The organism is Streptomyces sp. HP-A2021 (assembly GCF_022807935.1).
GTDB lineage: Bacteria > Actinomycetota > Actinomycetes > Streptomycetales > Streptomycetaceae > Streptomyces > Streptomyces afghaniensis.
Map to the genome: position 1 here is coordinate 5,904,273 of NZ_CP094344.1, position 26,073 is coordinate 5,930,345.

At 72.3% G+C, this 26,073-nt stretch carries 20 protein-coding genes; 12 read left to right on the plus strand and 8 right to left on the minus strand.

What is annotated here, in order from left to right:
- Positions 1 to 34: 34 nt before the first annotated feature.
- From MQE23_RS26825 to MQE23_RS26835, 3 genes are all read right to left on the minus strand, one after another.
- Positions 35 to 1,810, minus strand: coding sequence for an LCP family protein (locus MQE23_RS26825; RefSeq protein ID WP_243380500.1), 1,776 nt, complete (start codon positions 1,808 to 1,810; stop codon positions 35 to 37).
- Positions 1,811 to 2,050: 240 nt separating this feature from the next.
- Entirely contained in the window at positions 2,051 to 3,283 is a 1,233-nt protein-coding gene (locus tag MQE23_RS26830; RefSeq protein ID WP_037672391.1) for an LCP family protein, read from the minus strand.
- Positions 3,284 to 3,427: 144 nt separating this feature from the next.
- Positions 3,428 to 4,183, minus strand: a complete 756-nt coding sequence (locus tag MQE23_RS26835; RefSeq protein ID WP_020276017.1) for a TIGR03089 family protein — start codon at positions 4,181 to 4,183, stop codon at positions 3,428 to 3,430.
- Positions 4,184 to 4,333: 150 nt separating this feature from the next.
- Between MQE23_RS26835 and MQE23_RS26840 the strand changes: the two genes are divergently transcribed.
- Both MQE23_RS26840 and MQE23_RS26845 read left to right on the plus strand, forming a co-directional pair.
- On the plus strand, positions 4,334 to 5,854 hold the full coding sequence (locus MQE23_RS26840) for a peptidoglycan recognition protein (protein WP_037672393.1): 1,521 nt from the start codon (positions 4,334 to 4,336) through the stop codon (positions 5,852 to 5,854).
- Between the two features lie 135 nt (positions 5,855 to 5,989).
- On the plus strand, positions 5,990 to 7,072 hold the full coding sequence (locus MQE23_RS26845; RefSeq protein WP_020276019.1) for an NDP-sugar synthase: 1,083 nt from the start codon (positions 5,990 to 5,992) through the stop codon (positions 7,070 to 7,072).
- Between the two features lie 189 nt (positions 7,073 to 7,261).
- Here MQE23_RS26845 and MQE23_RS26850 read toward each other — a convergent pair whose 3' ends face one another.
- The 4 genes from MQE23_RS26850 to MQE23_RS26865 form a co-directional block, all read right to left on the minus strand.
- The gene (locus MQE23_RS26850) at positions 7,262 to 8,263 is read right to left on the minus strand and encodes a DNA-3-methyladenine glycosylase 2 family protein (protein ID WP_243380501.1); all 1,002 of its coding nucleotides are present in this window, start codon (positions 8,261 to 8,263) and stop codon (positions 7,262 to 7,264) included.
- A gap of 69 nt (positions 8,264 to 8,332) precedes the next feature.
- Positions 8,333 to 9,661: a coenzyme F420-0:L-glutamate ligase gene (locus tag MQE23_RS26855; RefSeq protein WP_020276021.1), complete on the minus strand. Its 1,329-nt coding sequence runs from the start codon at positions 9,659 to 9,661 to the stop codon at positions 8,333 to 8,335.
- A complete protein-coding gene (cofD, locus tag MQE23_RS26860) occupies positions 9,658 to 10,617 on the minus strand; it encodes a 2-phospho-L-lactate transferase (RefSeq protein WP_020276022.1) in 960 nt (319 codons plus the stop codon). The genes MQE23_RS26855 and cofD overlap by 4 nt, the downstream gene beginning before the upstream one ends.
- Positions 10,618 to 10,714: 97 nt before the next feature.
- Positions 10,715 to 11,221 (minus strand): cysteine dioxygenase family protein, encoded by a 507-nt coding sequence (locus MQE23_RS26865; RefSeq protein WP_020276023.1) that lies wholly within the window; start codon positions 11,219 to 11,221, stop codon positions 10,715 to 10,717.
- A gap of 659 nt (positions 11,222 to 11,880) precedes the next feature.
- On the opposite strand from MQE23_RS26865, the gene MQE23_RS26870 reads away from it, so the two are divergent.
- The 3 genes from MQE23_RS26870 to MQE23_RS26880 all read left to right on the plus strand — a co-directional run bounded on the left by MQE23_RS26870 (position 11,881) and on the right by MQE23_RS26880 (position 17,505).
- Positions 11,881 to 12,144 (plus strand): WhiB family transcriptional regulator, encoded by a 264-nt coding sequence (locus tag MQE23_RS26870; RefSeq protein ID WP_010034659.1) that lies wholly within the window; start codon positions 11,881 to 11,883, stop codon positions 12,142 to 12,144.
- 175 nt (positions 12,145 to 12,319) lie between these two features.
- Positions 12,320 to 15,991, plus strand: coding sequence for a glycosyltransferase (locus tag MQE23_RS26875; RefSeq protein ID WP_243380502.1), 3,672 nt, complete (start codon positions 12,320 to 12,322; stop codon positions 15,989 to 15,991).
- Positions 15,988 to 17,505 carry a DUF5719 family protein gene (locus MQE23_RS26880; protein ID WP_020276027.1) on the plus strand — a complete coding sequence of 506 codons (1,518 nt, stop codon included), beginning with the start codon at positions 15,988 to 15,990 and terminating at the stop codon, positions 17,503 to 17,505. The genes MQE23_RS26875 and MQE23_RS26880 overlap by 4 nt, the downstream gene beginning before the upstream one ends.
- A gap of 54 nt (positions 17,506 to 17,559) precedes the next feature.
- Here the strand turns inward: MQE23_RS26880 and MQE23_RS26885 are convergent, their stop codons facing one another.
- Positions 17,560 to 18,015, minus strand: coding sequence for a metallopeptidase family protein (locus MQE23_RS26885; RefSeq protein ID WP_082320043.1), 456 nt, complete (start codon positions 18,013 to 18,015; stop codon positions 17,560 to 17,562).
- 294 nt (positions 18,016 to 18,309) lie between these two features.
- Between MQE23_RS26885 and MQE23_RS26890 the strand changes: the two genes are divergently transcribed.
- The 7 genes from MQE23_RS26890 to MQE23_RS26920 all read left to right on the plus strand — a co-directional run bounded on the left by MQE23_RS26890 (position 18,310) and on the right by MQE23_RS26920 (position 25,944).
- Positions 18,310 to 18,732: a DUF3499 domain-containing protein gene (locus MQE23_RS26890; RefSeq protein ID WP_010034669.1), complete on the plus strand. Its 423-nt coding sequence runs from the start codon at positions 18,310 to 18,312 to the stop codon at positions 18,730 to 18,732.
- 120 nt (positions 18,733 to 18,852) lie between these two features.
- Positions 18,853 to 20,469: an L-lactate permease gene (locus MQE23_RS26895; RefSeq protein ID WP_037672395.1), complete on the plus strand. Its 1,617-nt coding sequence runs from the start codon at positions 18,853 to 18,855 to the stop codon at positions 20,467 to 20,469.
- Between the two features lie 103 nt (positions 20,470 to 20,572).
- Complete coding sequence (locus MQE23_RS26900) at positions 20,573 to 21,937, plus strand: phosphomannomutase/phosphoglucomutase (RefSeq protein WP_243380503.1); 1,365 nt, start codon at positions 20,573 to 20,575, stop codon at positions 21,935 to 21,937.
- A 248-nt stretch (positions 21,938 to 22,185) separates the two neighbouring features.
- A complete protein-coding gene (locus MQE23_RS26905; RefSeq protein WP_020269428.1) occupies positions 22,186 to 22,356 on the plus strand; it encodes a Trm112 family protein in 171 nt (56 codons plus the stop codon).
- A 119-nt stretch (positions 22,357 to 22,475) separates the two neighbouring features.
- Entirely contained in the window at positions 22,476 to 23,603 is a 1,128-nt protein-coding gene (locus MQE23_RS26910) for an SIS domain-containing protein (RefSeq protein ID WP_243380504.1), read from the plus strand.
- A 54-nt stretch (positions 23,604 to 23,657) separates the two neighbouring features.
- Positions 23,658 to 24,809 (plus strand): mannose-6-phosphate isomerase, class I, encoded by a 1,152-nt coding sequence (manA, locus tag MQE23_RS26915; protein ID WP_020276033.1) that lies wholly within the window; start codon positions 23,658 to 23,660, stop codon positions 24,807 to 24,809.
- A gap of 154 nt (positions 24,810 to 24,963) precedes the next feature.
- Positions 24,964 to 25,944 carry a cation transporter gene (locus tag MQE23_RS26920; protein ID WP_020276034.1) on the plus strand — a complete coding sequence of 327 codons (981 nt, stop codon included), beginning with the start codon at positions 24,964 to 24,966 and terminating at the stop codon, positions 25,942 to 25,944.
- Positions 25,945 to 26,073 lie beyond the last annotated feature (129 nt).

Below are 26,073 nucleotides of genomic sequence, written 5' to 3' on the forward strand. Positions count from 1 at the left end.
TACGCCCTGTGAGACGTACGGCAGGCCCGTCAGGTCACTCGGCGCACTCGACCTTGTCCGCCGTGGACTTCTGCACACCCTCCGGCGCCTTCGACGGAGCGGTGAGGGAAGCGCCCGCACCCTTGAAGTCCTTGCCCAGGGTCAGCGTCATCGTCGGCAGCCCCTGGGCGTTCTGCACGCTCTCGCCGGGCTTCATCGCCGACCCGGACAGTCCCATGATGTCGGCGAGGCGGCGGGCCTGGTCGGCCTGGTCGGGGGCGTACTCGAGCGTGGTCTTCGCCAGTTCGGCCGGCGCGTTGCCGGCGTTCTCCGACTTGGTCACGCCCTCCTCGACCTGGAGCCAGCTGAGCGTTTCCTGGGCGCTGCCGGGGTCGGCACCGCCGTTGAGGATCCGCACCCGGACCTCGGAGGCCGGGGCCTTGGTGCCCTTCAGCCGGGCGGCCACCGCGGCCGCCTCCTTCTTCTTCTTTTCCTTGACGGCGGTGAAGGAGACGTCGTTCTTGATCATGTCGAAGACCTGCGGGGCCGTCGACTCGTTCAGGACGACCGTGCTCTTGACCTTCTCCGTCGGGTTGTCGATCACCGGGGTCGTGGTGAACGTCAGGTTCTTGGTGTTGAGCTTGCCCAGCTCCAGGCCGAGGTCCTTCAGCTTGCCGATGCTGTCCAGCTGCGAGTCGACGGTCAGGGCCTTGGTGCCCGCCTCGGCCAGGTCGAGCATCTTGGAGGGGCTGGTGAGCGTGTCGTTGGACTTCAGCTTGCGCATCAGCGCGCTCAGGAACTGCTGCTGGAGCCCGATCCGGCTCAGGTCGCCGCCGAAGCCGACGGCGTGCCGGGTCCGCACGAACGCCAGCGCCTGCTCGCCCTCGATGGTGTGCGTGCCCTTCGACAGCTTCAGGTGCGAGTCCGGGTCGTCGATGTCCTTGCCGAGACAGACCTCGACCCCGCCGACCGCGCTGGTCAGCGTCTTGACGGCGTTGAAGTCGGCCACCATGAAGTTGTCCGGCTTGACCCCGGTCAGCTCGGTCACGGTCCGCATGGTGCAGCTGGGGGTGCGGCCGTCCTGGCCGAGGCTGGTGTTGAAGCGGACCTTCTGCGTGCCCGGGATGACCTTCTGCGTCCCGTCCTCCTGCGTGGTCGGGCAGTCCGGCACGTCGACGATCAGGTCACGCGGGATGCTGAGCGCGGTCGCGTTCGAACGGTCCTTGGAGACGTGCAGCAGGATCGTGGTGTCGGCGTGCCCGACACTGCCCGCGTCGCCGTAGTCCTCGTTGCCCTTGCCGGTGCGTTTGTCGGTGCCGATCAGCAGGATGTTGATGGCCTTGTCCTTCTGGAAGCCACCGGTGCTCGCGCCGTCGTCGGAGACGGACGCGATGTTGTCGTTCAGGTGCTCGATGTAGAAGTACGCGCCGCCCGCCCCGGCGACCAGCACGAACGCCATCGTGCCGCCGGTCCACAGCAGGACCTTCTTCCCCTTCGCGGCCTTCTTGGCCGGCCGCCGTCCGCGCCGTCCCGGCAGCGGCTCCTCCGGCGCCCCGCGGCGCCTGCGCGGCGGGGCCGCACGGCCGGGCGTCTCGGGCCGCGCGCGGCCGGGTGCATCCGTGCGGCTGCCGGCCTCAGTCCGACCGCCGGCATCCCTGCGGCCGCGCGCCGGCGGGACCCCGTCGGAGGCCGGTGGCCTGCGCGGGCTGGGGACGCCCGACTGCGCTGGGGAAGGGGGCAGTCGCAGTTCGTATTCACCGGTGTTCGGATTGAGCACCCACTGGTCTGCGGGATCGATGTCGTCCGCCCGCCCACGGCCTTGCGCGTCCACGGTTGTCTGTTTCCTCCGTCGGGGCACGCGGCGCCTCCCCCTCCAAGGCACCCGGGTCTCGGTCACACAGTGCGCGACCTCAGGACCGTCCTCAGAGCCGGGCGCACCGGATCGCTCACACTAACCGCCCAGTTCAGTGCCGAGTGGCGACGGTGACAAATTCCACGTCCCTACACCTGGGCAATTCGCCCATTTCCCGGGTGAAGAGTTCATTGCCTTGGAGTGGCCTTGGTGCCCGCTTTACTCACAGGTGTCCTCGGCTGCCGTGTTCCCCCGGAACGTCGGTGGAGGAGAAACGGTGACGGCGGGCTCGGAAAACGACCCCGGATACGAATCCCTGTACGACCCGTCATGCGAATCGGTAGGCCTCAGCGGGGCGGAACCGCGCGGAACGTTACCGGCCACCGCCACGGGTGTGTCCGTACGCAGCCGCTCGAACAGCCTCTCCGCCTCGGGCTCCACGAGTTGGTCGCGATTGGCGTCGTACGCGTACGACTCCCGTGGAACGGTCAGGAATTGCACACGTTCCATGGGGATGTCGCGCAGTCCGCGCACAAGTTCGTACAGACCGCGAAGGCTGGCCAGATCCGGGTCGGTTGTGAGAGAGGACGTGGCGGCGTCCAGCACGGGATAAAGCTTCGCCGGATTCAGCAGGACGTCGTTGCTGCGCACCTTGTTGACGAGTGCCCCGAGAAACCGTTGCTGCCGCTCCATCCGCTCGGTGTCACTGCCGTCACCGAGCGTCTTGCGGGCGCGGACGTAGCCGAGCGCCTGCTCGCCGTCGAGGGTGACGCGTCCGGCGGGGAGCCGCAGTTTGGCGGCCCGGTCGTCGATCGGCTCCCGCAGGCACACCTCCACGCCGTCGACCGCGTCGACCATCTTCTTGAAGCCGTGGAAGTCGACGACGACGTGGTTGTCGATGCGGATGTCGGTGAGCTTCTCGACGGTCCGGATGGTGCAGGCCGAACCGCCCACCTGGAAGGCCTGGTTGAACGCGGCGAACCGCGGCGCGCTGCGCGACCCGTCCGGGCGTCGGCAGCCCGGCAGGTTCACCATCAGGTCCCGCGGCAGGGAGACGGCGGTGGCGCTGCCCCGGCCCGCGGACAGGTGCAGCAGGATCGTGGTGTCCGACCGCTCGGTCCCGGAGTCCCGCCCGTAGCGCGCGTTGTCGTCACCTTCGCGCGAGTCGGACCCGATCAGCAGGATGTTCCGCGCGTCCTTGACCAGCGAGGTGGGCCGCTCCTTCTCGTACCGCGCGAGCTCCGCGGCGGCGGCCTCGTCGGGCGTGATGTTCCCGCTGAGCTTCGCGTACACGGCCCATCCGGCCCCGGCGGCCGCGACGACGACCCCGGCGACCCCGAACGCGCCGATCCGCACCCACCGCCGTCGACGCCGCCGCACCAGCCCAGGCCCACTGGCGGAGGCCCCCGCCCCCGCCCCCGTCTCCGGCCCAAGCCTCCCGGTGTCGCCCACGACAGAGACCACCCCTCACGTCGTACGAACGTGCGCGCGCACTGCTCCTACGACTGTGGCGTGGATGGGGAGTGGGGGTGGGGTGGGGATGGGCTGAACGGGGGAGAGGCAGTTCCCGCTGAGCTGCGGGCGCCGGAAACCGGCCTACCGGGCAATAGCCGTAACCCGCTCACTCTCCACCCGCTTGTCCAGCACGCCCTCCCCGGCCCGCTCCAGATGTCGGCACAACACCACAGAACCCCCCGTGGCCAACGGCCCGTACAGCCCCGCGTTCAACCCCTCCCACGTGTCGTACGGCAACCCCGACAAGATCCGCGACCCCGGCCCGGTCAGCCCCAGCCCCGACGCCTCCGCCCGGGCCCGCTCGACAACCTCCGCCCCACTGAACTCCCGCCCCGCCACGATCAGCGCAGGCCCGTCCGGATCCACCGGCGCGTATGGCACGAACCGGTCCCCCTGTCCCGGCACCTCCACCGCGTAGTCGACAAACCCCTCGGGCGCCTGCGGAAACCGCCCCCCGAGCGGCCGCAGCGCCATCGCGATCCGCGCCCCGGAACAGGCCCGCGCCGCCTCCAGCCCGTCCGGCCCGCTCACCACGACATCGGCCGCCCGCGCATCCCCCGACACGTCCGCGACGGCTCCCACCGAAGAACACGCCAGCAGCCACACCGCCGTCTGCCAGTGCGCGGGCAGCAGCAGCGCCACCCGGTCCCCGGGCTCGACGGACAGCTCGTCCTGGAGGAGGTTGGCGGTCTTGGCCACCCAATTGGCGAAGGTGGCAACGGACAGTTCGACACGTTCGCCCGTGGCGTCGTCGTAGAAGGTCACCAGGGGGCGTCCCGGATCCGCGGCGAGCGCGGAATTCAGCAGGTCGGCAGGGGTGCGATCGGTGGCGTTCACCCGGGCAAGCGTACGCGGCACCCAAGCCGCCGCCCAACGGCCCGGCCACCGTCCCGGCGTGAATCCGCCACCGGTTCGGCCGAACCAGGACCGACAGTCCGTCAACTCCCAAATGGACAGACTTATAGGACTATGTCCAAGATCGGGAGCATGCGTGGATTTCTTGCTTCTTCGATCGGTGTCACCTGTGCGGCCGCTCTGGCCCTCCCGCTCACCCCGCCCGCCGTCGCGGCGACGGCGAGACCGGTGCCGACCACGGAAGCCGCCACGGCAGCGAGACCCGCGCCCCACGCGGGGACACCGGACACGACCATGACCAACCGCCGCGCGGCCGAGCCGTACGCCCCCGGCAGCACCCAGTCCCTCCCCCTCGAACCCCTCACCCGCAACCGCGCCACCCCCACCGGTCCCGACACCCCCGAACAGGGCCTGACCCGCCGTTCCGTACGCCACTTCTCGCTCGTCGGCGTTGTCTGGGACAACCCGGCGGCCGAACTGCACGGCCGCGTCCAGGTCCGCACCCGGGCCGCCGGCACCGGCACCTGGTCGGGCTGGCAGGACGTCGAGACGCACAACGGCGAGCACGCGGCCGACCCGGACACCCCCGAGAGGGCCTCGGGCCGCGTCCGCGGGGCCACGGCACCGCTGTGGGTCGGCGACTCCGACGGCGTGGAACTCCGGGTCCGCTCCGAACCCGAGAGCGCGGAAGCCGACTCCGCGCACCACGGCACGGGCGCCCGCACCCTGCCCGCCGCGCCCCCGCTCCCCTCCGGCCTCCGCCTCGAACTCGTCGACCCGGGCGATGACGCCCCACCGCCCGACGCCCCTGAGGACGACTCCCGCACCACCGGCCTCGCCGAGGAGATCGCCGCCGCCGACGAGGCCTCCGTCGCCGACGAGATCTCCGCCGCCACCGAAGCCGCCGCCACCGAAGCCTCTGCCGTCAACACCGACCTGGCCCCTCTCGGCGCCATCGAGATCCCGGCACTGAACCGGGCGGAGACCGAGCAGGAGTTCTTCACCCTCAATGCCGGTGAGCTGACGGAGCAGCAGCGGGTGAGGCCGTTCGTCGGCCCGCGCCCGCGCATCGTCACGCGGCGCGGCTGGGGTGCGAACGAGGGGCTGCGGGAACGGGGCTTCCGGTACACGAAGAAGGTCAAAGCGGCCTTTGTGCACCACACGGCCAGCGGCAACAACTACCGCTGCTCGCAGTCCCCGTCAGTCATCCGCAGTATCTACCGCTACCACGTCAGGAGCATGGGCTGGCGGGACGTCGGCTACAACTTCCTCATCGACAAGTGCGGAAAGATCTACGAGGGCCGCGCCGGGGGCGTGGCCAGGCCGGTGCTCGGCGCCCACACCCTTGGTTTCAACAGCAACAGTATGGGGATCGCCGTCCTCGGGTCGTACGGCGCCAAGAAGCCGTCGTCCGCCGCAGTCAAGGCCATCGCCCGGCTCACGGCGTGGAAGCTGGGCCTGTACCGGGTGAATCCGCGGGGAAAGACATACCTGAAGTCGGCTGGTAGCAATCTCCACCGAAAAGGTAAGAAGGTACGACTGAACGTGATCTCCGGTCACCGGGACGGATTCAAGACGTCCTGCCCGGGACGCAAGCTCTACGGCAAGCTCGGCTCGGCCCGCTCCAAGGCGGCCCGGTACCAGGGCCGCTGAGACACACGTTCACCGCCGTCGGGGGGCAGCGGGGCGGAATGCCGCACGGCCAGCGAAGGCGCCACGGAACGGTCTGCATACACTGACCGGCCGAAAGACAGTTCGGCCGGTCCCGGCAGGAAGCAGAGACGACACGTGACAGAAGCGATCCTCCTGGTCGGCGGCAAGGGCACCCGGCTGCGCCCGCTCACGGTGCACACGCCCAAGCCCATGGTGCCGGCGGCCGGGGTGCCCTTCCTCACGCACCAGCTGGCGAGAGCGAGAGCGGCGGGCGTCGAGCACATCGTCCTGGCCACGTCCTATCTGGCCGAGGTCTTCGAGCCGTACTTCGGTGACGGTTCCGCGCTGGGGCTCCACCTGGAGTACGTGACGGAGGAGGAGCCCCTGGGCACGGGCGGCGCCATCCGCAACGTGGCCTCCCGGCTGCACTCCGGCCCCGACGACCCGGTGCTGATCTTCAACGGCGACATCCTGACGGGCCTCGACATCAGGGCCCTGGTCGACACCCACGAGTCGACGGGCGCGGACATCTCCCTGCACCTCACCAAGGTCACGGACCCGCGCGCCTACGGTCTCGTCCCCACGGACGACACGGGCAGGGTCCTGGCCTTCCTGGAGAAGCCGCAGACGCCCGAGGAGATCGTCACCGACCAGATCAACGCGGGGGCGTACGTCTTCCGCCGCTCGGTCATCGACACGATCCCGCAGGGCCGGCCGGTGTCGGTGGAGCGGGAGACCTTCCCCGACCTCCTCTCCGCCGGAGCCCACCTCCAGGGCATGGTCGACTCGACGTACTGGCTGGACCTCGGCACACCGGCGGCGTTCGTCCGGGGCTCGGCGGACCTGGTCCTGGGCCGGGCCCCGTCCCCGGCGGTTCCCGGCCGCTGCGGCGACCGCCTGGTCCTGCCGACGGCGACGGTCGCGGCCGACGCGAAGCTGTCCGGCGGCACGGTGGTCGGCGAGGGCGCGTTCGTCGCGGAGGGCGCCCGCGTCTTCGGCAGCACGATCCTCCCGGGCGCCGTGATCGAACCCGGAGCGGTCATCACCGACTCCCTCATAGGCACCCGGGCCCGTGTCGGCGAACGCTCCGTCCTCACCGGCACGGTCATAGGCGACGGCGCGATCATCGGCCCCGACAACGAACTCCGCGACGGCGCCCGCATCTGGTGCGACGCCCAAATCCCAGCAGGAGCGGTCCGCTTCTCTTCGGACCAGTAGACCTACGCGCGGCTGCCCGTCGGCCGCCGCCTGCGGGCAGTCGTGCCGCTGGGGCGGCACGGGTGGGCGATGGGGGTCCCCCCTGCTCGAGCGAAGCCGAGAGCTTGGGGGAGGCACCCCGCCTCCGCCGGGCTGCGGACCCACCCGCCCTCAGCCCTCACGCCGCAGCACCAGAAACCGGGCAGCACATCACAACGCCCCGATATCCCACCGCGGCATCTTCGGCGCCCTCCGCCCCGGCACCACCCCGCTCAACAGAATCAACCGAGCCGCCCGATGCCGCTGCCCCGCATACGGCTGAAGCAACTCCAGCATCACGGAGTCATCCGCATCCCGATCCCCGGCCAACGCCCACCCCACGATCCTGGGCAGATGCAGATCCCCCACGGTCACCTCATCCGCCGCCCCATGGCTGCGCTGCACCGTCTCCGCCGACGTCCACGGCCCGACCCCCGGCACAACCTCCAACCGCGCCCGAGCCGCCCCCGGCTCCATCCCGGCCGCCTCCTCCAACCGTCCGGCCACCCGAACCGCACGCAGGATCGTCGACGCCCGCTTGTTGTCCACCCCGGCCCGATGCCACTCCCACGACGGGATCAACGCCCACTCCCGAGGCGCCGGCATCACACACATCCGCCCGGGCGCGGGCCCCGGCGCGGGCTCCCCGAACTTCCGCACCAGCAGCCGCCACGCCCGATACGCCTCATCGGTCGTGACCTTCTGCTCCAGGATCGACGGAATCAGCGACTCCATCACCAGCCCGCTCCGCGTCAGCCTGAGCCCCGGCCGCCGATGCCGGGCCAGCGCCACCAGCCGGTGCCGGGGCACGAACACGGACGGGTCGTCGGCGGCCCCGAGCAGCTCCGGCAACCGGTCCAGCAGCCACTCCGCCCCGGGCCCCCAGGCCTGGCCGCGCACCCCACCGCCGTACGCGCAGACCCGTAGCGTGCCGGGCCCGGCGGGCGTACGGCAGGCCCGCCACACGGACCCGTCCGGCGTCGCCCGGAACGTCGGATCACCCGGCCCGCGCCGCAGCGGCCCGAGCACCAGACCGAGATCCAACGGCCCGTCCGGCGACCAGTCGCGCACCCGCCCGGGCCCCGCCGCCTGCCGCGGCACGCCCCCGGCCACGCCGACGTGCCCGCCGCGCACGGTGGTACGCGTGGGCCGGGGTGCGAACCGTCCTGCCATGAATGAAGTCCCTGGGATGCGATGCGAAGCGAGAGGAGCCCTACGAGCGTAGGCGCCGGCCGGCGCCGGTCACCGCACCTCGATGAAGGCCCCCGCATCCCGCTCCGGCCGCGGACGCGGTTCCTCCGCCGGATGTCCGACCGCCACCGCGCCCATCGGGTCCCAGTCGGCCGGCAGCCCCAGCACCTCGCGCACCACGTCCCGGCAGAACATCGTCGAGGACACCCATGCCGACCCCAGCCGCTCCCCGGCCAGCGCGACCAGGAAGTTCTGCACGCCGGCGCCCGCGGCGACCACGAACATCTCCCGCTCGGCCCCGTCGCGCCGGGCGTCGCCGTAGGTGTGCGATCCGTCCATGACCAGACAGGGGACGACGAGGTACGGCGCGTTCCGCAGGACGTCCCCGCGCCGCACCCGCTTGGTGATGGACTCCTCCGTCTTGCCGTCCCGCCGCAGATCCGCGATCCACGCGTCACGCATGGCGTCGAGCAGCCGCGTCCGCGACTCCTCGGACTCCAGCAGCACGAAGCGCCAGGGGGTGGTGTGGTGCGGCGCCGGCGCCGTCACCGCCGCGGCCACCGCCCGCCGTACCGCTCCGGGGTCGACGGGCTCGTCCGTGAAGGCCCGGACCGTGCGCCGCTGGGTCACCGCCAGCCGTACCGCCTCCGACGTGCCGAGCCGGAACATGTCGTCGCGCGCGCCGCGCACCATGGCCCGCGCTCCCTCTCCGTCGTCCGGAGCCAGCACGTGCGGCAGGCCGCGCACCACGGCGACGGGGAGCCCGGCGGCCTTGCCCTTGACCAGGTCGCCGGCCGCGGCGAGTTCGTCGGCCGTGGCGACGACGGTGGCGCTGAGCGGGTTGCCGTGCGTGTCCGTGCCGCCGCGCAGATCGTCCAGTACGCGCACTCCGGCGGCGCCGATCGCGACGTCCGTGAGCCCCGCGCGCCAGGGCCGCCCGAACGTGTCGGTGACGACGACACCGACGTCGACGCCGAGGACGTCGCGCAGCCCCTCGCGGATCGCGCGGGCGGAGGCGTCCGGGGCCTCGGGCAGCAACAGCACCGTCCCGGACGGGGTGTTGGACGCGTCCACCCCGGCCGCGGCCATGACGAGGCCCTGTCGGTTCTCGACGATCCGGAGGCTGCCGCGCCGGGCGACCACCCGTACCGTCTCGGCGTCGATGGCGGCCTCCCGGTCGGCTGCCTGGACCGCCCGGCCCTCCGCCTTGGACACGATCTTCGACGTGACCAGCAGTACGTCCCCGTCGGCCAGACCGGGCTCGGCGGCCGCGATCAGCTTGGCCAGATCGTCCCCGGCCGCGACCTCGGGCATCCCGCCCAGGGCCCACACCCGGTACCCGTCGGCACCCTGCCGGCTCTCCGGGACCTCGCCGCTCAAGCTCCCCGCACCTCCTCCGCCAGGGTCAGGGCCTCCCGCGCCATCTGCGCGGTCGCGTCGGCGTCGGTCATCATCAGCGGCACGGCCCGGCAGCGGATCCCGGCCGCTTCTACCCGCTCCACCGCGCCGGCGTCCACCGTGTCGACGAGCCAGCCGTCCAGCAGGCCCGAGCCGTAGTGCTCGGCCACCGCCGGCGCGGTCGACTCGACGCCCACGGCGGCGAGCACCTTGTCGGCCATGCCCCGTACGGGCGCGTCACCGACGATGGGGGACAGGCCGACCACCGGCACTCCGGCGTCGGCGATGGCCTCCCGGATGCCGGGCACGGCGAGGATCGTGCCGATCGACACCACCGGGTTGGACGGCGGGAAGAGGATCACGTCCGCCTCGGCGATCGCCTCCAGCACACCCGGCGCGGGCTTCGCCTGGTCGGCGCCCACCGGCACGATCGCCTCCGCGGGCACGGAGGCGCGCAGCCGCACCCAGTACTCCTGGAAGTGGATCGCCTTGCGCTCGCCGTCGATCTCGACGGCCACGTGGGTCTCGACGCGGTCGTCGGACATCGGGATCAGCCGCACGCCCGGCTGCCAGCGGTCGCACAGCGCCTGGGTCACCGCGCTCAGCGGGTACCCGGCGCCGATCATCTGCGTCCGCACGATGTGCGTGGCGAAGTCCCGGTCGCCGAGGCCGAACCACTCGGGCCCGACGCCGTACGCCGCGAGCTCCTCCTTGAGGTGGAAGGTCTCGTCGGCACGCCCCCAGCCCTGCTCCTCGTTGATGCCGCCGCCGAGCGTGTACATCACCGTGTCGAGGTCCGGGCAGACCTTCAGCCCGAAGAGGTGGATGTCGTCCCCGGTGTTGCCGATGACCGTGATGTCCGCGTCCGGAACGGCCCGCTTCAGACCACGCAGGAACCGGGCACCACCGATGCCGCCTGCCAGAACCACAATGCGCATGGGAGCCAGTCTTGCAGGCGCCTGTGACAACCGGTCGGCGGCTACGGCAACCGGTCAGGCGGGCCCGCCGACCGGTCAGGCACGTCACGGCAACCGGTCAGGCGGTCACGACATCCGGCAGAGTCCGGGCCTCGCAGTGCTGGGCCGTGTGCATCGGCATCTCCGTCAGGCCCGGGTAGTAGACGTGCAGGCTGACGGCCGGCTCCAGGGCGTCGTTCATGACTTCGTGCGCGTACCCCGGCGCGAAAACGCGCTGCGCGCCTGCCCGCAAGGCGCGCGAGCCCCGCTCCGTGCGCTCGGTCAGCGTGCCGGCCAGCACGGTCAGCACACCGGAGGAGCGGCCGTGGTCGTGCAGCCCGCTGCCCTGCCCGGGCACCCAGGACAGCAGCCACACCTCGTAGCCCGGGCCGGTGCGCAGCCGGTGGTACCAGCGGCTGGTCGCGTCGTACCGGACGAGGTGCTCCCACTGGGATCGGTCGTCGGCGATGGAGCGGGCGAGTCCGACGAACTCGGCGACGGTGGCCGGGTGCTCGCGCGGGGTCTGGAGCAGATGCGGGACTTCGAGGATGTCGCCGGCGATCTGGAGGTCGCTGTCGCTGTTCATGGGTGCGGTGGTTCCTCAGTGAAAGGAGGTCAGAGGGAACGGAAGCCGAGAGACGGGTGGCTCGGCCTTCAGCTGGAGCAGGTGTGGCTCAACAGCTGGAACAGCAACAGCGACAGCGAGCGCGGGCAGCACCGTGGGACCCGGCGGTGCGGGTCGAGGTGAGGGCCGAGTTCGCGAGCATGCCCACAAGGACACCGGTTCACACCCGCACTGTCAACTCGGCACCCGCTGTGTGGGACGTGGTTCACCTCATCCGGTCGTTCACTCAGATGAAAGGTTTGTTCATTGCCCGCCCGGGACACATGGCGTCCAACCGGGCGCACCAAACCCCGTTGCGTACTCGTGATCCGACTGTGATCCGTTTCGCTTCGAGGTGCGTGTCGGAACGAGATCGAACCTCTGGGCGTCCTTCTCCGTACAGGTCTGCGAGGGGTCCGGCGGACGGCGTGAGCCCTTGCGGGCTCCGTCGGTGTGTCAGGTTTTATGGTGATTTGAACACTTTCCGCTTGGGCTTGGTTCCGCAGAGTGAATAAGGGGCTCAATAGCAGATCTCGGCTTGACTCGCCCGGAGCAGCACACTTGTAATTTCACTCGTGTCGTTCAGCCGGAATCGGTAACGGCTAGATCACGGGGACGCGAAAGACAGACGAGGGGCGCACATGACCGAGACGGTGCAGCAACTGCTGGTCGACGACGCGGACGAGGAACTCGGCTGGCAGGAGCGCGCACTGTGCGCCCAGACCGACCCCGAGTCCTTCTTCCCCGAGAAGGGCGGCTCGACCCGGGAGGCCAAGAAGGTCTGCCTCGCCTGTGAGGTCCGCTCCGAGTGCCTCGAGTACGCCCTCGCCAACGACGAGCGATTCGGCATCTGGGGCGGCCTGTCCGAGCGGGAGCGCCGCCGGCTGAAGAAGGCAGCGGTCTGACCGGCGTCCCGGATCCGTACGCACGGCTCGAACGGCCCGTCGCAGGTGGGTTGTCCACAGGCGGCGGGCCCCCTTGTTGCGCAGCCGATAGTGTGGTCGCTCGTCCGAGACGCCCCGCTGCCCCCACCGGTCGCGGGCGTCCACCGCAGTCCACCGAACCGGGGCCCGTACCTCGATGTCCGTGCACAGCCACCCGGCAGCTCATCACGACAGCGCTGCCACACCTGAGTTCCCGCGTCATGTGGTGACCGCGGTCCTCGTCTCCCACGACGGCGCCCGCTGGCTGCCCGACGCGCTCGCCGGGCTGCTCGGCCAGGAGCGACCCGTCCAGTACGCGATGGGCGCCGACACCGGCAGCGCGGACGACTCCGCCCAGCTGGTCACCGACGCCCTCGGCGCCGACCGCGTGCTGCACCTCGCCCGCCGCACCGGCTTCGGCCAGGCAGTCGAGGAGTGCGGCCGCACCGCCCCGGTCCTCACCCCCGAGCAGCTCCCGTACCTGAAGCGGCCCAGCGGCTGGGACCCGGTCACCCGCTCCTGGCGCGACGACGCCTACGACCTGCCCGAGCTCCCGCACGGAGAGCCGGTCCAGTGGCTGTGGCTGCTGCACGACGACTGCGCCCCGGAGCCCGACGCCCTGGCCCAGCTGCTGCGCGTCGTGGACAACGAGTACGAGCTGGGCCGCGAGGACGTGGCCGTCGTCGGCCCCAAGCTCCGCGGCTGGTACGACCGGCGGCAGCTGCTGGAGGTCGGCGTCAGCATCGCCAACTCCGGCCGCCGCTGGACCGGCCTGGACCGCCGCGAGCAGGACCAGGGACAGCACGACCACGTCCGGCCCGTGCTGTCGGTGTCCACGGCCGGCATGCTGATCCGCCGCGACGTCTTCGAACAGCTCGGCGGCTTCGACCGCCACCTGCCCCTCATGCGCGACGACGTCGACCTGTGCTGGCGCGCGCACGCGGCGGGTTACCGCGTCCTGGTCGCCCCCGAGGCCGTCGTCCGGCACGCCGAGGCGGCCAGCCGCGAGCGCCGCACGGTCGACTGCGTGGGCCGCACGGCAGCCTCCCCGCACAAGGTCGACAAGGCCGGCGCCGTCTACACCCTCCTCGTCAACGCGCGTACGGCCGTGCTGCCCTGGGTGCTGCTGCGGATCGTGCTCGGCACGCTGCTGCGGACCGTCGCCTACCTCGTCGGCAAGGTCCCCGGACAGGCCGTCGACGAGATCCGCGGTCTCCTGGGCACGCTGCTCAGGCCCGAGCGGATCCTCGCCGGGCGGCGCGGCAGAGGCGCCCCCCGGATCGACAAGGACGAGCTGCGGCCGTTGTTCCCGCCGCCCGGCGCGACCGTCCGCATGACGGTCGAGCAACTCGCGGGCAACCTCGTGGGCCGCTCCGACCCCGAGGTCGCCTCCGGCGCCGGACGGCACGGCGGTGCCGTCGAGTCGGGCCCCGGCGGCGACGACGCCGACTTCCTGGAGATCGAGCAGTTCGCCCGGCTCAAGCGCATCGCGCGCAAGCCCGGACCGGTGCTCTTCCTCGTGCTGCTGCTCGTCTCCCTGGTCGCCTGCCGCGAACTCCTCGGCGGCGGCGCCCTCGCGGGCGGCGCCCTGCTGCCCGCCCCGGCCGACTCTTCCGACCTGTGGGCGCGCTACCTGGACGCCTGGCACCCGGTCGCCGCCGGTGGCACCTCCTCCGCGCCGCCGTACCTCGCGCTCGTGGCGATGCTGGCGTCCCTGCTGTTCGGCTCGACCGGCCTCGCCGTCACGCTGCTGCTCGTCTGCTCGGTGCCGCTGGCCGGTGTCACCGCCTACTTCGCCTCCCGCCCGCTGGTCGAGTCCCGGCTGCTGCGCGCGTGGGCGGCCGTCGTCTACGCCTTCCTGCCCGCCGCCACCGGCGCCCTCGCCGGAGGCCGGATCGGCACGGCCGTCCTGGCCGTGCTGCTGCCGCTCATCGCCCGCGCGGGCATCGCCGCCAGCGGCCTGGCGAACCCCTCGGGAGGGCGTGGCAGTTGGCGGGCCACCTGGGCGTTCGCCCTGCTGCTGACCATCACCACCGCGTTCACCCCGATCGTGTGGCCCGTCGCGCTGTTCCTCGGCGCCGGGCTGCTGGTCCTGCGCCGGACCGACATCACGGCGTACGGGCTGCGGTTCCTCGCCCAGCTCGGCACGCCCCTGCTGGTCCTCGCGCCCTGGTCGCTGTCGCTGCTGCCGTTCGGCTTCTTCCAGGAGGCCGGTCTGGAGTACGGCCCGTCGGCCGCCTCCCCCCTCGACCTGCTCGGTGCCAGCCCCGGCGGCCCCGGGACGGTCAGCGGCCTCATGCTGATCGGCATCGTGCTGGCCGCGCTCGCCGCCCTGCTCCGTTCGGAACGCCGGCTGGGCATCTGGACGGCCTGGACGGCCGCCCTGACCGGCTTCGTCTTCGCGGTCCTGTCCAACAGCTCCACCTGGTCCGGCCCCGCGACCCTCGTCTACGGCATCGCCCTCCTGGCCGCCGCCGCGCTCGGCGCCGACGGCGCCCGCTCGCGGGTGGCCGAGCAGAGCTTCGGCTGGCGTCAGCCGGTCGCCGTGCTGATCGCCTTCGCCTCGGCCGCGGGCCCGCTGCTCGTCGCCGCGGGCTGGATGATCCGCGGCGCGGACGGCCCTCTGGAGCGGCGCGACCCGACACAGGTCCCCGCGTTCGTCGCCGAGGAGAGCGGCAGCAGCGACCAGGCCCGCACCCTCGTCCTCGACAGCGACTCCGCCTCCCACGTCGGATACATGCTGGTCCGCGGCTCCGGCGCCCGCCTCGGCGACGGCGAGATCGCCGCGGCCGACGGCGAGAACAGCAGGCTCGACAAGGTCGTCGCCAACCTCGTCGCCGGCTCCGGCGCCGACCAGTCAGACCAGCTCGGCGGCTTCGCCGTGCGCTACGTCCTCGTCCACCAGGGCGCTCCCCGCGATGTCACCCGCGTCCTGGACGCCACGCCCGGCCTGACCCGGCTCAGCCAGCAGAAGGGCGGCGCGCTGTGGCAGATCGACCAGGAGGTCGCGCGCGCCACCATCGTCCCCGCCTCCGGCTCCGGCACGCCGCAGACCGTCGCCGCCGGGCCCGTCGACATCCACACCACGATCCCGACCGGCTCCGACGGGCGCGTGCTGCGCCTGGCCGACACCGCCTCCGACGGCTGGACCGCCACGCTCGACGGCAAGCCACTGACCCCCACCACGGTCGACGGCTGGGCCCAGGGCTTCGAACTCCCCGCCACCGGCGGCACGCTGGACGTCACCTACGACGACCCCGTCGGCCACACCGCGTGGCTGTGGGCGCAGGGCCTCCTCGCCGTCGTCCTCGTCGTGCTGGCCCTGCCCGGCCGGCGCCGCGACATCGACGACGATCTGCCCGAGGAGCCGGCCGTCCCGGCGCAGGCGGTCGCGGGCGAGGGCCGTCGGGCCCGCCGCCTGCGCGCCCAGGCGGAGGCCGAGGCCGAAGGGGCGGCGCAGCCCGAGGAGTTCCCGCCCCCGCAGCCCGAGCAGCCCCCGGCACCCGTGCCCCAGCAGAACCACGGGCAGTGGGACCACGCCGGCCGGCAGAGCGGCGAGTACGCGAACTACGGCGACCAGTACCAGGGCGCCCAGTACCCGGCGGACGCCTACGGACAGCAGTACCAGGCGGATCCCTACCAGGGCGGCCAGTACGACCCGTACGCGTACGGCGGCCAGCACCAGAACCCGTCGTACGACCAACAGGGCTACGACCAGACGGGCTACGACCAGGCCTACCCCCAGGGCTACGGCGCGCCGTACGACCCGGCGCAGCAGCACCACCCCCACGGCACGGGCAGTGAGCGTCCCGACGGGAGCCAGCAGTGAACCGCACCACCCTGTCCCTGATCGCCGGCACGACCGCGCTCGCCGCCGTCACCGGCTTCGCCGCGCTGTCCGCCCCGGACACCCCGGGCGCGGGCACCACCGCCAAGGCGGCCGCCCAACTGCCCGTGGAGCGCACGAGCCTGCTGTGCCCCGCGCCCAGCATGTCCGACATCGCGGAGACGTCGTACACCTCCTTCACACCCGTCACGAAGGGCACCGGCGGCGGCAAGGCCGAACTCCAGGCGGCCGCCCAGGAGTCGAAGGACGGCGCGGGTGGCGACAAGGGCAAGGACGGCGGGAAGACCGGCGAGCGGAAGACCGAGAAGCCGGTGCTGACCCCCAAGGAGCCCGGCAAGCCGGTCACCGGGGACAGCTCGGGCGCCGAATCGCCCGCGCTGGTCGGGACAGCGGACGGCAGGTTCGCGCCCGGCTGGACGGTCCAGGAGACGACGGAGGTCGCCGCGGGGACCGGACGCGGCCTTCAGGGCGTCAACTGCACGGCCCCGGACACGAGTTTCTGGTTCCCCGGCGCCAGCACCGCGGCCGACCGCACCGACTACGTGCATCTGACGAACCCCGACGACTCGGCCGCCGTCGTCGACATCGAGCTCTACGGCAAGGACGGCACCCTCAAGTCCACGGTGGGGGAGGGCATCACGGTCCAGCCGCACTCCACCGACCCGGTCCTGCTGTCCACCCTCACCGACGAGCAGCAGACCAACCTCACCGTGCACGTCAATGTCCGCAGCGGGCGGGTCGGCGCCGCCGTGCAGGCCCTGGACGACAAGCTCGGCGGCGACTGGCTGGCCGCGTCCACGGACCCGTCGGGCAGCCTGGTCCTGCCCGGCATCCCCAAGGACGCCACTTCCGTGCGCCTGGTCGCCTTCACCCCGGGCGACGCCGACGCGGACCTCAAGGTGCGCCTCGCCTCCCCCTCCGGGCTGATCACCCCGGCCGGACACGAGACGGTGCACGTCAAGGGCGGCATGACCACGGCCGTCGACCTGGGCGACGTGACGCGCGGCGAGGCGGGCTCCCTGGTGCTGACGCCGACGGACCAGTCCGTGCCCCTCGTGGCGGCCCTGCGGGTCGTACGCGGCAAGGGCGACAAGCAGGAGACGGCCTTCATCCCGGCCACCCGCCCCGTCGGCACGCGCGCGACGTCCGCCGACAACAGCGCCAAGGGCAGCACGCTCTCCCTGACCGCCCCAGGCCGCGCGGCCACGGTCCAGGTCACCGCCTCGGCGGGCAGCGAGGGCGGCACGCCGGTGTCGAAGACGTACACGATCAAGGCCGGCACCACCCAGGACATCGAGCCGCCGCTCCCCAGCGGCCTGAAGGGCACGTACGCGCTCACGGTCGAGCCGAAGTCCGGCGGCCCGGTCTACGGCGCCCGCACTCTGGCGGCGACGGAGGGCGGCGTCCCCGGCTTCACCGTGCAGACGCTCCCCGACGACCGGGGGACGGTGGCCGTGCCGGAGGCGGACGAGGACCTGTCGGTGCTGCAGAAGTAGCCCTGACCACTGCGGTCGGTGCTGCGGAAGCAGCCCTGACCGCTGCCGGTCGTCTCAGCCCTGGTCCTCGCCGTACCGCGGATCCACCGTCTCCGGTGTCAGCCCCAGCAGCTCGGCGACCTGCTCGACGACGATCTCGTGCACCAGCGCCGCCCGCTCGTCGCGGCCCTTGGTACGGATCTCGACCGGCCGCCGGTAGACCACCACGCGCGCGGGGCGGCCCTCGCGGGCGCTGATCGTGCCGCCCAGCGGGACCGCCTCGTCGTTCCAGGCCTGGCCGGGCCCGTCGAGCCGCGGCACCTCCAGCACCAGGAAATCGATGTCGGCGAGCTGTGGCCAGCGCCGCTCCAGGCGCTCCACGGAGTCCTGCACCAGATCGGCGAACGCCTCCGCGCGGCTGGCGGCGAGGGGCACCTGCGGCGGTGCGATGGGGCCGCGCATGCCCCGGCCGTGGCGATCACGGCGGCGGGGCCCGGGGGCGGCGGCTCGGGGCGTTACGGGCTTGTCCATCACTGCTGAAGGGTAGTCCCCGCCGCGTCCCCGCGCCCGGCACCGCACGGCGGTACGGACGGCTTCCGGCCGACCGGTACGGCATGTCGTTACATGACCATTCCAGCCAAGGTTGGGCTCGATTCCGTATCCCGCCGAGACCGGCGACCTCACGGCAATTGAGGGTTTTATGGCGACTCTTGACCGCTTGGAGCGCTGTTCGACACCCCGGACGACGCTGTCCGGGCAGGTCAGCAGGGTGCACCCGAAAGGGGGTGTGGGGCGTTTCACAGCACGACACGGGGGAGTGACCTGGTGGAGAGTCGTCGCGGCCCGCTCAAGAGTGCGGTACCGTCCAACGTCGTGAGCCCTGTACGTCGCTGTTCGCGCACCGCCTGCGGCCGTCCCGCCGTCGCGACGCTGACGTACGTCTACGCCGACTCGACCGCGGTCCTCGGCCCGCTCGCCACCTACGCCGAACCCCACTGCTACGACCTGTGTGCCGAGCACTCCGAGCGCCTCACCGCCCCGCGCGGCTGGGAGGTCGTCCGGCTCCTCGACGGCTCCGCCCCGGCGCGCCCCAGCGGCGACGACCTGGAAGCGCTTGCGAACGCCGTGCGCGAGGCTGCCCGTCCCCAGGAGCGGGCGGCCGGGGCCGGCGGCGGCGGGCGCGCGGCCGACCCGATGGAGGTCGCCCGGCGGGGCCACCTGCGCGTCCTCCGGTCGCCCGACAACTGACCGCCCCCTCACGGTTCCTCCCCGCGCACGCCCATTGACGCGAGCTTGGCGCGGACATGACCATTCCGTTTTGAGGCCGCGAGAAATCGCTTTCGCATGACGGAAACCGGGGAGGCGCCCGTGTACGTCCAGGAACTGGAACCCGTCGCCGGCTCACTGGGCCTGTCCGCCCTCGTGGCGGCCCTGCCCCTCGTGATCGTCCTGGTCCTGCTCGGCGGCGTCCGCATGAAGGCGCACCTGGCGGGCCTGACCGGCCTCCTCGCCGCCGTTCTCGTCGCCCGGCTCGCCTACGGCATGCCCCTGGGGCAGACGCTCGCCGGCGCCGCCCAGGGCGCCGTCTTCGGCCTCTTCCCCATCCTGTGGATCGTCGTCAACGCCCTGTGGGTGTACCGGATGACCGTCCGCACCCGGCACTTCGACATCCTGCGCCGGTCCTTCGGGCGGCTCTCCGACGACCCCCGGATCCAGGCGCTCGTCATCGCCTTCTGCTTCGGGGCGCTGCTGGAGGCGCTCGCCGGCTTCGGCGCGCCCGTCGCGATCAGTGCGGTCATGCTGGTCGCCCTCGGATTCGAACCTGTGCGCGCCGCCGTCGTCGCCCTGGTCGCCAACACCGCGCCCGTGGCCTTCGGCGCGATGGGCACCCCGGTCGTCACGCTCGCCCAGGTCACCGGGCTGCCGCTGGACTCCGTGGCGTCCGTGGTGGGCCGTCAGACGCCGCTGCTGGCCCTCGTGGTGCCCCTCGTACTGGTCTGGCTCGTGGACGGCCGACGCGGACTGCGCGAGACCTGGGTGCCCGCCCTCGCCTGCGGAGTCGCCTTCGCTGTAGCCCAGTTCGCCGCCTCCAACTACGTCTCCGCCCAACTCGCCGACATCGGCGCCGCCCTGGCGGGCGCGGGCGCCCTGGTCGCCGTACCGCACGCGCGCGTGCCCGCCGCCGAGTCCGTACGCGCCTCCGTGCTGACCGGCGTACGCAGCGAGGAACTGGACGAGGAGGACCCGCCCCGCGAGGTCCTGCGCGCCTACGCCCCCTACGCGCTGATCGTCCTGATCTTCTCCGTCGCCCAGCTCCCGCCCGTCAAGGAACGGCTGGACCGGGCCACCCAGACCTACGACTGGCCCTTCCTGGACGTGCTCGGCTCCGACGGCGAACCGGTCGGCGGCAACGTCTTCACCTGGCCGATCGTGTCGACCGGCGGCACGCTCGTACTGCTCGCCGGGATCTGCACGGCCGCCGTCATCGGCGTCCACGCACGCGTGGCGGTGAAGGAATGGCTCGCGACCGTCCACGAGCTGCGCTTCGCGATCCTGACGGTGACGTCCGTACTGGCGCTCGCGTACGTCATGAACCTCTCCGGCCAGGCGGCGACCATCGGCCACTTCGTGGCGGCGGCCGGAGCCGGGCTCGCCTTCCTCTCACCCGTCCTCGGCTGGTTCGGAGTCGCCGTGTCCGGCTCGGACACCTCGGCCAACGCCCTCTTCGGCGCCCTCCAGGTGACCGCCGCCCGGGAGTCCGGACTGTCGCCCGACCTCCTGGCCGCCGCCAACAGCTCCGGCGGCGTCCTCGGCAAGATGATCTCCCCGCAGAACCTCACCATCGCCTGCGCGGCCGTCGGACTCGCGGGCCGCGAGGGCGACCTGCTGCGCAAGGTACTGCCGTGGAGCCTGGGCCTGCTGCTGGTGATGTGCCTGATCGTGGTCGGCCAGAGCACGCCGGTCCTGGGCTGGATGCTGCCCTGACCTGAGGCTACGACTGGGAGTCCTCTCGGCGTCCGCCCAGCGCGCTGTCAGCGGCCGGGGGTAGTTTGGGCGGACCGACAGTACTTTTTCAGGAAGGTTGGCCGTGGCTGCTGATCTGTCGCAGGTCGTCAAGGCGTACGACGTACGCGGGGTCGTCCCCGACCAGTGGGACGAGTCCCTGGCCGAGCTCTTCGGGGCGGCCTTCGTGCGGGTCACCGGCGCGAGCGCCATCGCGACCGGGCACGACATGCGGCCCTCCTCACCGGGCCTGTCGCGGGCCTTCGCGCGCGGGGCGGCGGCGCTGGGTGCCGACGTGACCGAGATCGGCCTGTGCTCGACGGACCAGCTCTACTACGCCTCGGGCGCGCTGAACCTGCCGGGCGCCATGTTCACCGCCTCCCACAACCCGGCGCAGTACAACGGCATCAAGATGTGCCGCATGGGCGCCGCCCCGGTCGGCCAGGACACCGGCCTCGCCGAGATCCGCGAACTGGTGGAGCGCTGGAGCGAGTCGGGCGCCCCCGAGCCGGCCGCGACGCCGGGAGCCATCACCGGCCGCGACACGTTGTCGGACTACGCGGCGCACCTGCGCTCCCTGGTCGACCTGACCTCCATCCGCCCCCTGAAGGTCGTCGTCGACGCGGGCAACGGCATGGGCGGCCACACGGTCCCCGAGGTCTTCGCCGGCCTGCCCCTGACGCTGGTCCCGATGTACTTCGAACTCGACGGCACCTTCCCCAACCACGAGGCCAACCCCCTCGACCCGGCCAACCTCGTCGACCTCCAGAACCGGGTCCGCGAAGAGGGCGCCGACCTCGGCCTCGCCTTCGACGGCGACGCCGACCGCTGCTTCGTCGTCGACGAGCGCGGCGAACCGGTCTCCCCGTCGGCGATCACCGCCCTGGTGGCGTCCCGCGAACTGGCCAGGCACGGCGGCAAGGGCACGATCATCCACAACCTGATCACGTCCTGGTCGGTCCCCGAGGTGGTCGCGGAGAACGGCGGCACCCCGGTCCGCACCCGCGTCGGGCACTCCTTCATCAAGGCGGAGATGGCGCGCTCGGGCGCGATCTTCGGCGGCGAGCACTCCGCCCACTACTACTTCCGCGACTTCTGGAACGCCGACACGGGCATGCTGGCCGCCCTGCACGTCCTGGCCGCCCTCGGCGGCCAGTCGGGCCCGCTCTCCGCCCTCGTCGCCGAGTACGACCGCTACGCCGGCTCCGGCGAGATCAACTCCACGGTCACCGACCAGGCGGCCCGCCTCGCCGCGATCCGCTCCGCGTACGAGAACCGCGAGGGCATCACCCTCGACGACCTGGACGGCCTGACCGTCTCCGCCACCGACTGGTGGTTCAACGTCCGCCCCTCCAACACCGAGCCACTGCTCCGCCTGAACGCGGAGGCGAGGGACCAGGAGACGATGACCAGGGTGAGGGACGAGGCACTGGCGATCATCAGGGGGTAAGGGGAAGGCGAGCCCAGCCCCTTGTCCGACCTCGTCGGGCGGCGGCTGGGCACAGGTCCGGGGGTCCAGGGGGCGAAGCCCCCTGGCGGGGTCAAAGGGGCGGAGCCCCTTCACAAAGCCCAGCCGCCCACCCCCTGCACCCACCAACCACCCCCGCCCCACCCCCACCGGCGGTACCCTGACCAGGCACATCCGCACCACCCCGAACACCAACGCCCCACCCCGCCCCATCCCCGAAGGGACCCCGCATGGCCCTCGAAGCCGGCCTCCTCGAAATCCTCGCCTGCCCGGCCTGCCACGCCCCCCTCAAGGAGCAGGACACCGAACTGCTCTGCACCGACCAGAGCTGCGGCCTGGCCTACCCCGTCCGCGACGGCATCCCCGTCCTCCTGGTCGACGAGGCCCGCCGCCCCGCGTAGGCCCCCGGGCAGACACCCGCGTGAACCCGGTGCACATACACCCGGGCACAACGGGCACCGACGTAGGACATCCCAAAAACGGACCCGGACCGGACTCCGGCGATCGGAGGCTGCCGCCCATGCTCGACGAATCGCTGCTCGACTCCCCGGAGGGCCTCTCCGAGGCCGACCACCGCGGGCTGCTCCGCGGCGCCGCAGAAGCCGGCGCCCGCGTCCGCACCGCCGCCCGCCACTCCGCCGAGGCCGGCATCAACGACCTCAAGCCCGACGGCCGCCCTCGCGCCGTCCTCATCGCCGGCCCGGGCGCCGCCGCCACGCACGCCGCCGATCTCCTCGGCACCCTCGCCGGAGCCGGCAGCCCGGTCACGCGGCTGGCCCCCAGCGGCGTCGCCCCCGCCGCGGGCGCCCTGCGCTGGGAACTGCCCGGCTGGGTCGGCTCCGTCGACCTCCTCCTGATCACCACCCCGGACGGCAGCGAACCGGGCCTGTCCCTCCTGGCCGAGCAGGCCTACCGCCGCGGCTGCAACGTCGTCGCCGTAGCCCCCAGCCGCTCCCCGCTCGCCGACGCGGTGAACGGCTCGCACGGCCTGTTCGTCCCCATGGCGACCGCCCCGTACGACCAGGACGAGCCCCTCGCCGCCTCCGCACCCGGCGTCCTGTGGGCACTGCTCACCCCACTGCTGGCACTGCTGGACCGTACGGGAGTGCTCGTCGCCCCGCCGGACGCCCTCGGCAAGGTCGCCGACCGCCTCGACCGCATCGCCGAACGCTGCGGCCCCGCCATCGCCACCTACAGCAACCCCGCCAAGACCCTCGCCGCCGAACTGGCGGACGCCCTCCCGATCGTCTGGACCGAGGGCACCTCGGCCGGACCGGCAGGCCGCCGTTTCGCCGCCGCGCTCGCCGAACTGTCCGGCACCCCCGCGGTCGTCGCCGAACTCCCCGAGGCGCTCGCCGCACACAGCGCCCTGCTCGCCGGCCCCCTGGCCGCCAGCGCCGACCCCGACGACTTCTTCCGCGACCGCGTCGAGGAACCCCCCGCCCTGCACGCGCGCGTGGTGCTCCTGCGCGACCGGCCCATCGGCGGCCTCACCGCCGCCCCCGGCGCCCGCGACCTGGCCCTCAGCCACGACACACCGATCAGCGAGCTGGAACCGGAGGAGGGCGGCGAACTGGAGACCCTCGCGGAACTGATCGCCATCACGGATTTCGCCGCGGTTTACCTGGCGCTCGCTTCGAGGGCCTGATCTTGCCCGGGACACCCTGACGCGCCCGCACGCCCGAACACCAGAGAGACCCCCATGGACCGCCTCGACAACACCATCCGCCCCTACGCCTGGGGTTCCCCCACCGCCATCCCGCACCTGCTCGGCACCGAACCCACCGGCGAGCCGCAGGCGGAGATGTGGATGGGCGCCCACCCGGGCGCCCCCTCACGCACCGGCCGGGGCACGCTCGTCGAGGTCATCGACACCGACCCGGAGAAGGAACTCGGACCGGCCGCGGTCGCCAAGTTCGGCCCCCGCCTGCCCTTCCTCCTCAAGATCCTCGCCGCCGGCGCCCCGCTCTCCCTCCAGGTCCACCCCGACCTGGAACAGGCCAAGGAGGGCTACGCGGACGAGGAGCGCCGCGGCATCCCCGTGGACGCCCCGCACCGCAACTACAAGGACGCCAACCACAAGCCCGAACTGATCTGCGCCCTCACCGAGTTCGACGGCCTGTGCGGCTTCCGCGACCCGCTCGCCGCCGCCGGCCTGCTCGACGACCTCGGCATCGACTCCCTCAAGCCGTACGTCGACCTGCTGCACGCCCACCCCGAGGACGCCGCCCTGCGCGAGGTCCTCACGGCGATCCTCACCGCCGACCCCGAGGAGATGTCCCGGACGGTCGCGGAGGCGGCGGCAGCCTGCACCCGACTCGGCGGCGCCTACACCCCCTACGCCGACATCGCCCACCACTACCCGGGCGACCCCGGCGTCATCGCCGCCATGCTGCTGAACCACGTCCGGCTCCAGCCCGGCGAGGCCCTCTACCTCGGCGCCGGCGTCCCGCACGCCTACCTGAACGGCCTCGGCGTCGAGATCATGGCCAACTCCGACAACGTCCTGCGCTGCGGCCTGACCCCCAAGCACGTCGACGTCCCCGAGCTCCTGCGCATCGTCCGCTTCCGGCCCAGCGACCCCGGCGTCCTGCGCCCCGAGGCCTCCCCGGACGGCGAGGAGCTCTACGAGACCCCGATCGACGAGTTCCGCCTGTCCCGCTACGTCCTCCCCGAGGCGGGCAGCGCCCACGACCTCACCCGCGCGACCCCGCAGATCCTGCTCTGCACCGCCGGTTCCGTCCGGGCGGGCGAGCACGACCTGACCCCGGGCCGGTCCGTCTTCGTCCCGGCCGGCGAAAAGGCCGAAGTGTCCGGAACCGGCACGCTCTTCCGCGCCACGGTCGTCGCCTGACCGTTTCGATGACCCCCTTGCTGGTGACCTGAAGCACCGCGGCCCGAGCGGGCTGCAACAATGGCCCACCGTCAAGCACGGGCAAAGTCGCGGGCGGCGCAGCAAGGCGAGCGCCCGGGCCCTGGAACGGCGTACGAAGGGACAACGCGAACACATGAGCGCGTCAGGCGGCACCAAGGCGATCGTGGCGGCACTGGCCGCCAACCTCGCGATCGCGGTAGCGAAGTTCGTGGCGTTCATCTTCAGTGGCTCGTCATCGATGCTCGCCGAGTCCGTCCACTCGCTCGCCGACTCCGGCAACCAGGCACTGCTCCTGGTCGGCGGCAAGAAGGCCAAGCGCGAGGCCACCCCGCAACACCCCTTCGGCTACGGCCGCGAGCGCTACATCTACGCCTTCCTCGTCTCCATCGTCCTCTTCTCGGTCGGCGGCATGTTCGCCCTCTACGAGGGCTACGAGAAGATCAAGCACCCGCATGAGCTGACGAACTGGTACTGGCCGGTCGGCGTCCTGGTCTTCGCGATCATCGCCGAGACCTTCTCCTTCCGCACGGCCATCAAGGAGTCCAACGCCCTGCGCGGCCAGCGCTCCTGGAAGGAGTTCGTCCGCCACGCCAAGGCGCCGGAGCTCCCGGTCGTCCTCCTGGAGGACCTCGGCGCCCTCGTCGGCCTCATCCTCGCCCTCGGCGGTGTCGGCCTCGCCCTGCTCACCGGCGACAGCGTCTGGGACGGCATCGGCACCCTCTGCATCGGCATCCTGCTCATCCTGATCGCCCTGGTCCTCGCCGCCGAGACCAAGTCGCTGCTGCTCGGCGAGTCCGCCGGCGTCGAGGAGACGCAGAAGATCGAGGCCGCCGTCGTCGACGGCGACACGGTCACCCGCATCATCCACATGCGCACGCTCCACCTCGGCCCCGAGGAACTCCTCGTCGCCGCCAAGATCGCCGTCCAGCACGACGACACGGCCACCGAGATCGCCGCCGCCATCGACGCCGCCGAGTCCCGCATCCGCGAAGCAGTCCCGATCGCCCGCGTGATCTACCTCGAGCCGGACATCTACAGCGAGTCCGAAGCCGCCAAGGGCCCCGATCCCGAGGCCAGCCCCGGCGGCCCGACCCCGCACCCCGCCGACCACTGACACCCCCTCCCACGACTCCTCCGGCCACGGGGCCCGCCGAACCACTCGGCGGGCCCCGCCGCCTTTCCACCCCCGCACCCCACCCACAGACCCACCCCCCGCCCGTCACGGGATCGGCTTGATGTGTTT

Coding starts and splice junctions, on each gene's coding strand:
- MQE23_RS26840 (WP_037672393.1), top strand. CDS start 4,334: ATGCGTGGATTTCTTGCTTCTTCGATCGGTGTCACCTGTGCGGCCGCT.
- MQE23_RS26875 (WP_243380502.1), top strand. CDS start 12,320: ATGTCCGTGCACAGCCACCCGGCAGCTCATCACGACAGCGCTGCCACA.
- cofD (WP_020276022.1), bottom strand. CDS start 10,617: ATGCGCATTGTGGTTCTGGCAGGCGGCATCGGTGGTGCCCGGTTCCTG.
- MQE23_RS26850 (WP_243380501.1), bottom strand. CDS start 8,263: ATGGCAGGACGGTTCGCACCCCGGCCCACGCGTACCACCGTGCGCGGC.
- MQE23_RS26885 (WP_082320043.1), bottom strand. CDS start 18,015: ATGGACAAGCCCGTAACGCCCCGAGCCGCCGCCCCCGGGCCCCGCCGC.
- MQE23_RS26910 (WP_243380504.1), top strand. CDS start 22,476: ATGCTCGACGAATCGCTGCTCGACTCCCCGGAGGGCCTCTCCGAGGCC.
- MQE23_RS26905 (WP_020269428.1), top strand. CDS start 22,186: ATGGCCCTCGAAGCCGGCCTCCTCGAAATCCTCGCCTGCCCGGCCTGC.
- manA (WP_020276033.1), top strand. CDS start 23,658: ATGGACCGCCTCGACAACACCATCCGCCCCTACGCCTGGGGTTCCCCC.
- MQE23_RS26870 (WP_010034659.1), top strand. CDS start 11,881: ATGACCGAGACGGTGCAGCAACTGCTGGTCGACGACGCGGACGAGGAA.
- MQE23_RS26865 (WP_020276023.1), bottom strand. CDS start 11,221: ATGAACAGCGACAGCGACCTCCAGATCGCCGGCGACATCCTCGAAGTC.
- MQE23_RS26920 (WP_020276034.1), top strand. CDS start 24,964: ATGAGCGCGTCAGGCGGCACCAAGGCGATCGTGGCGGCACTGGCCGCC.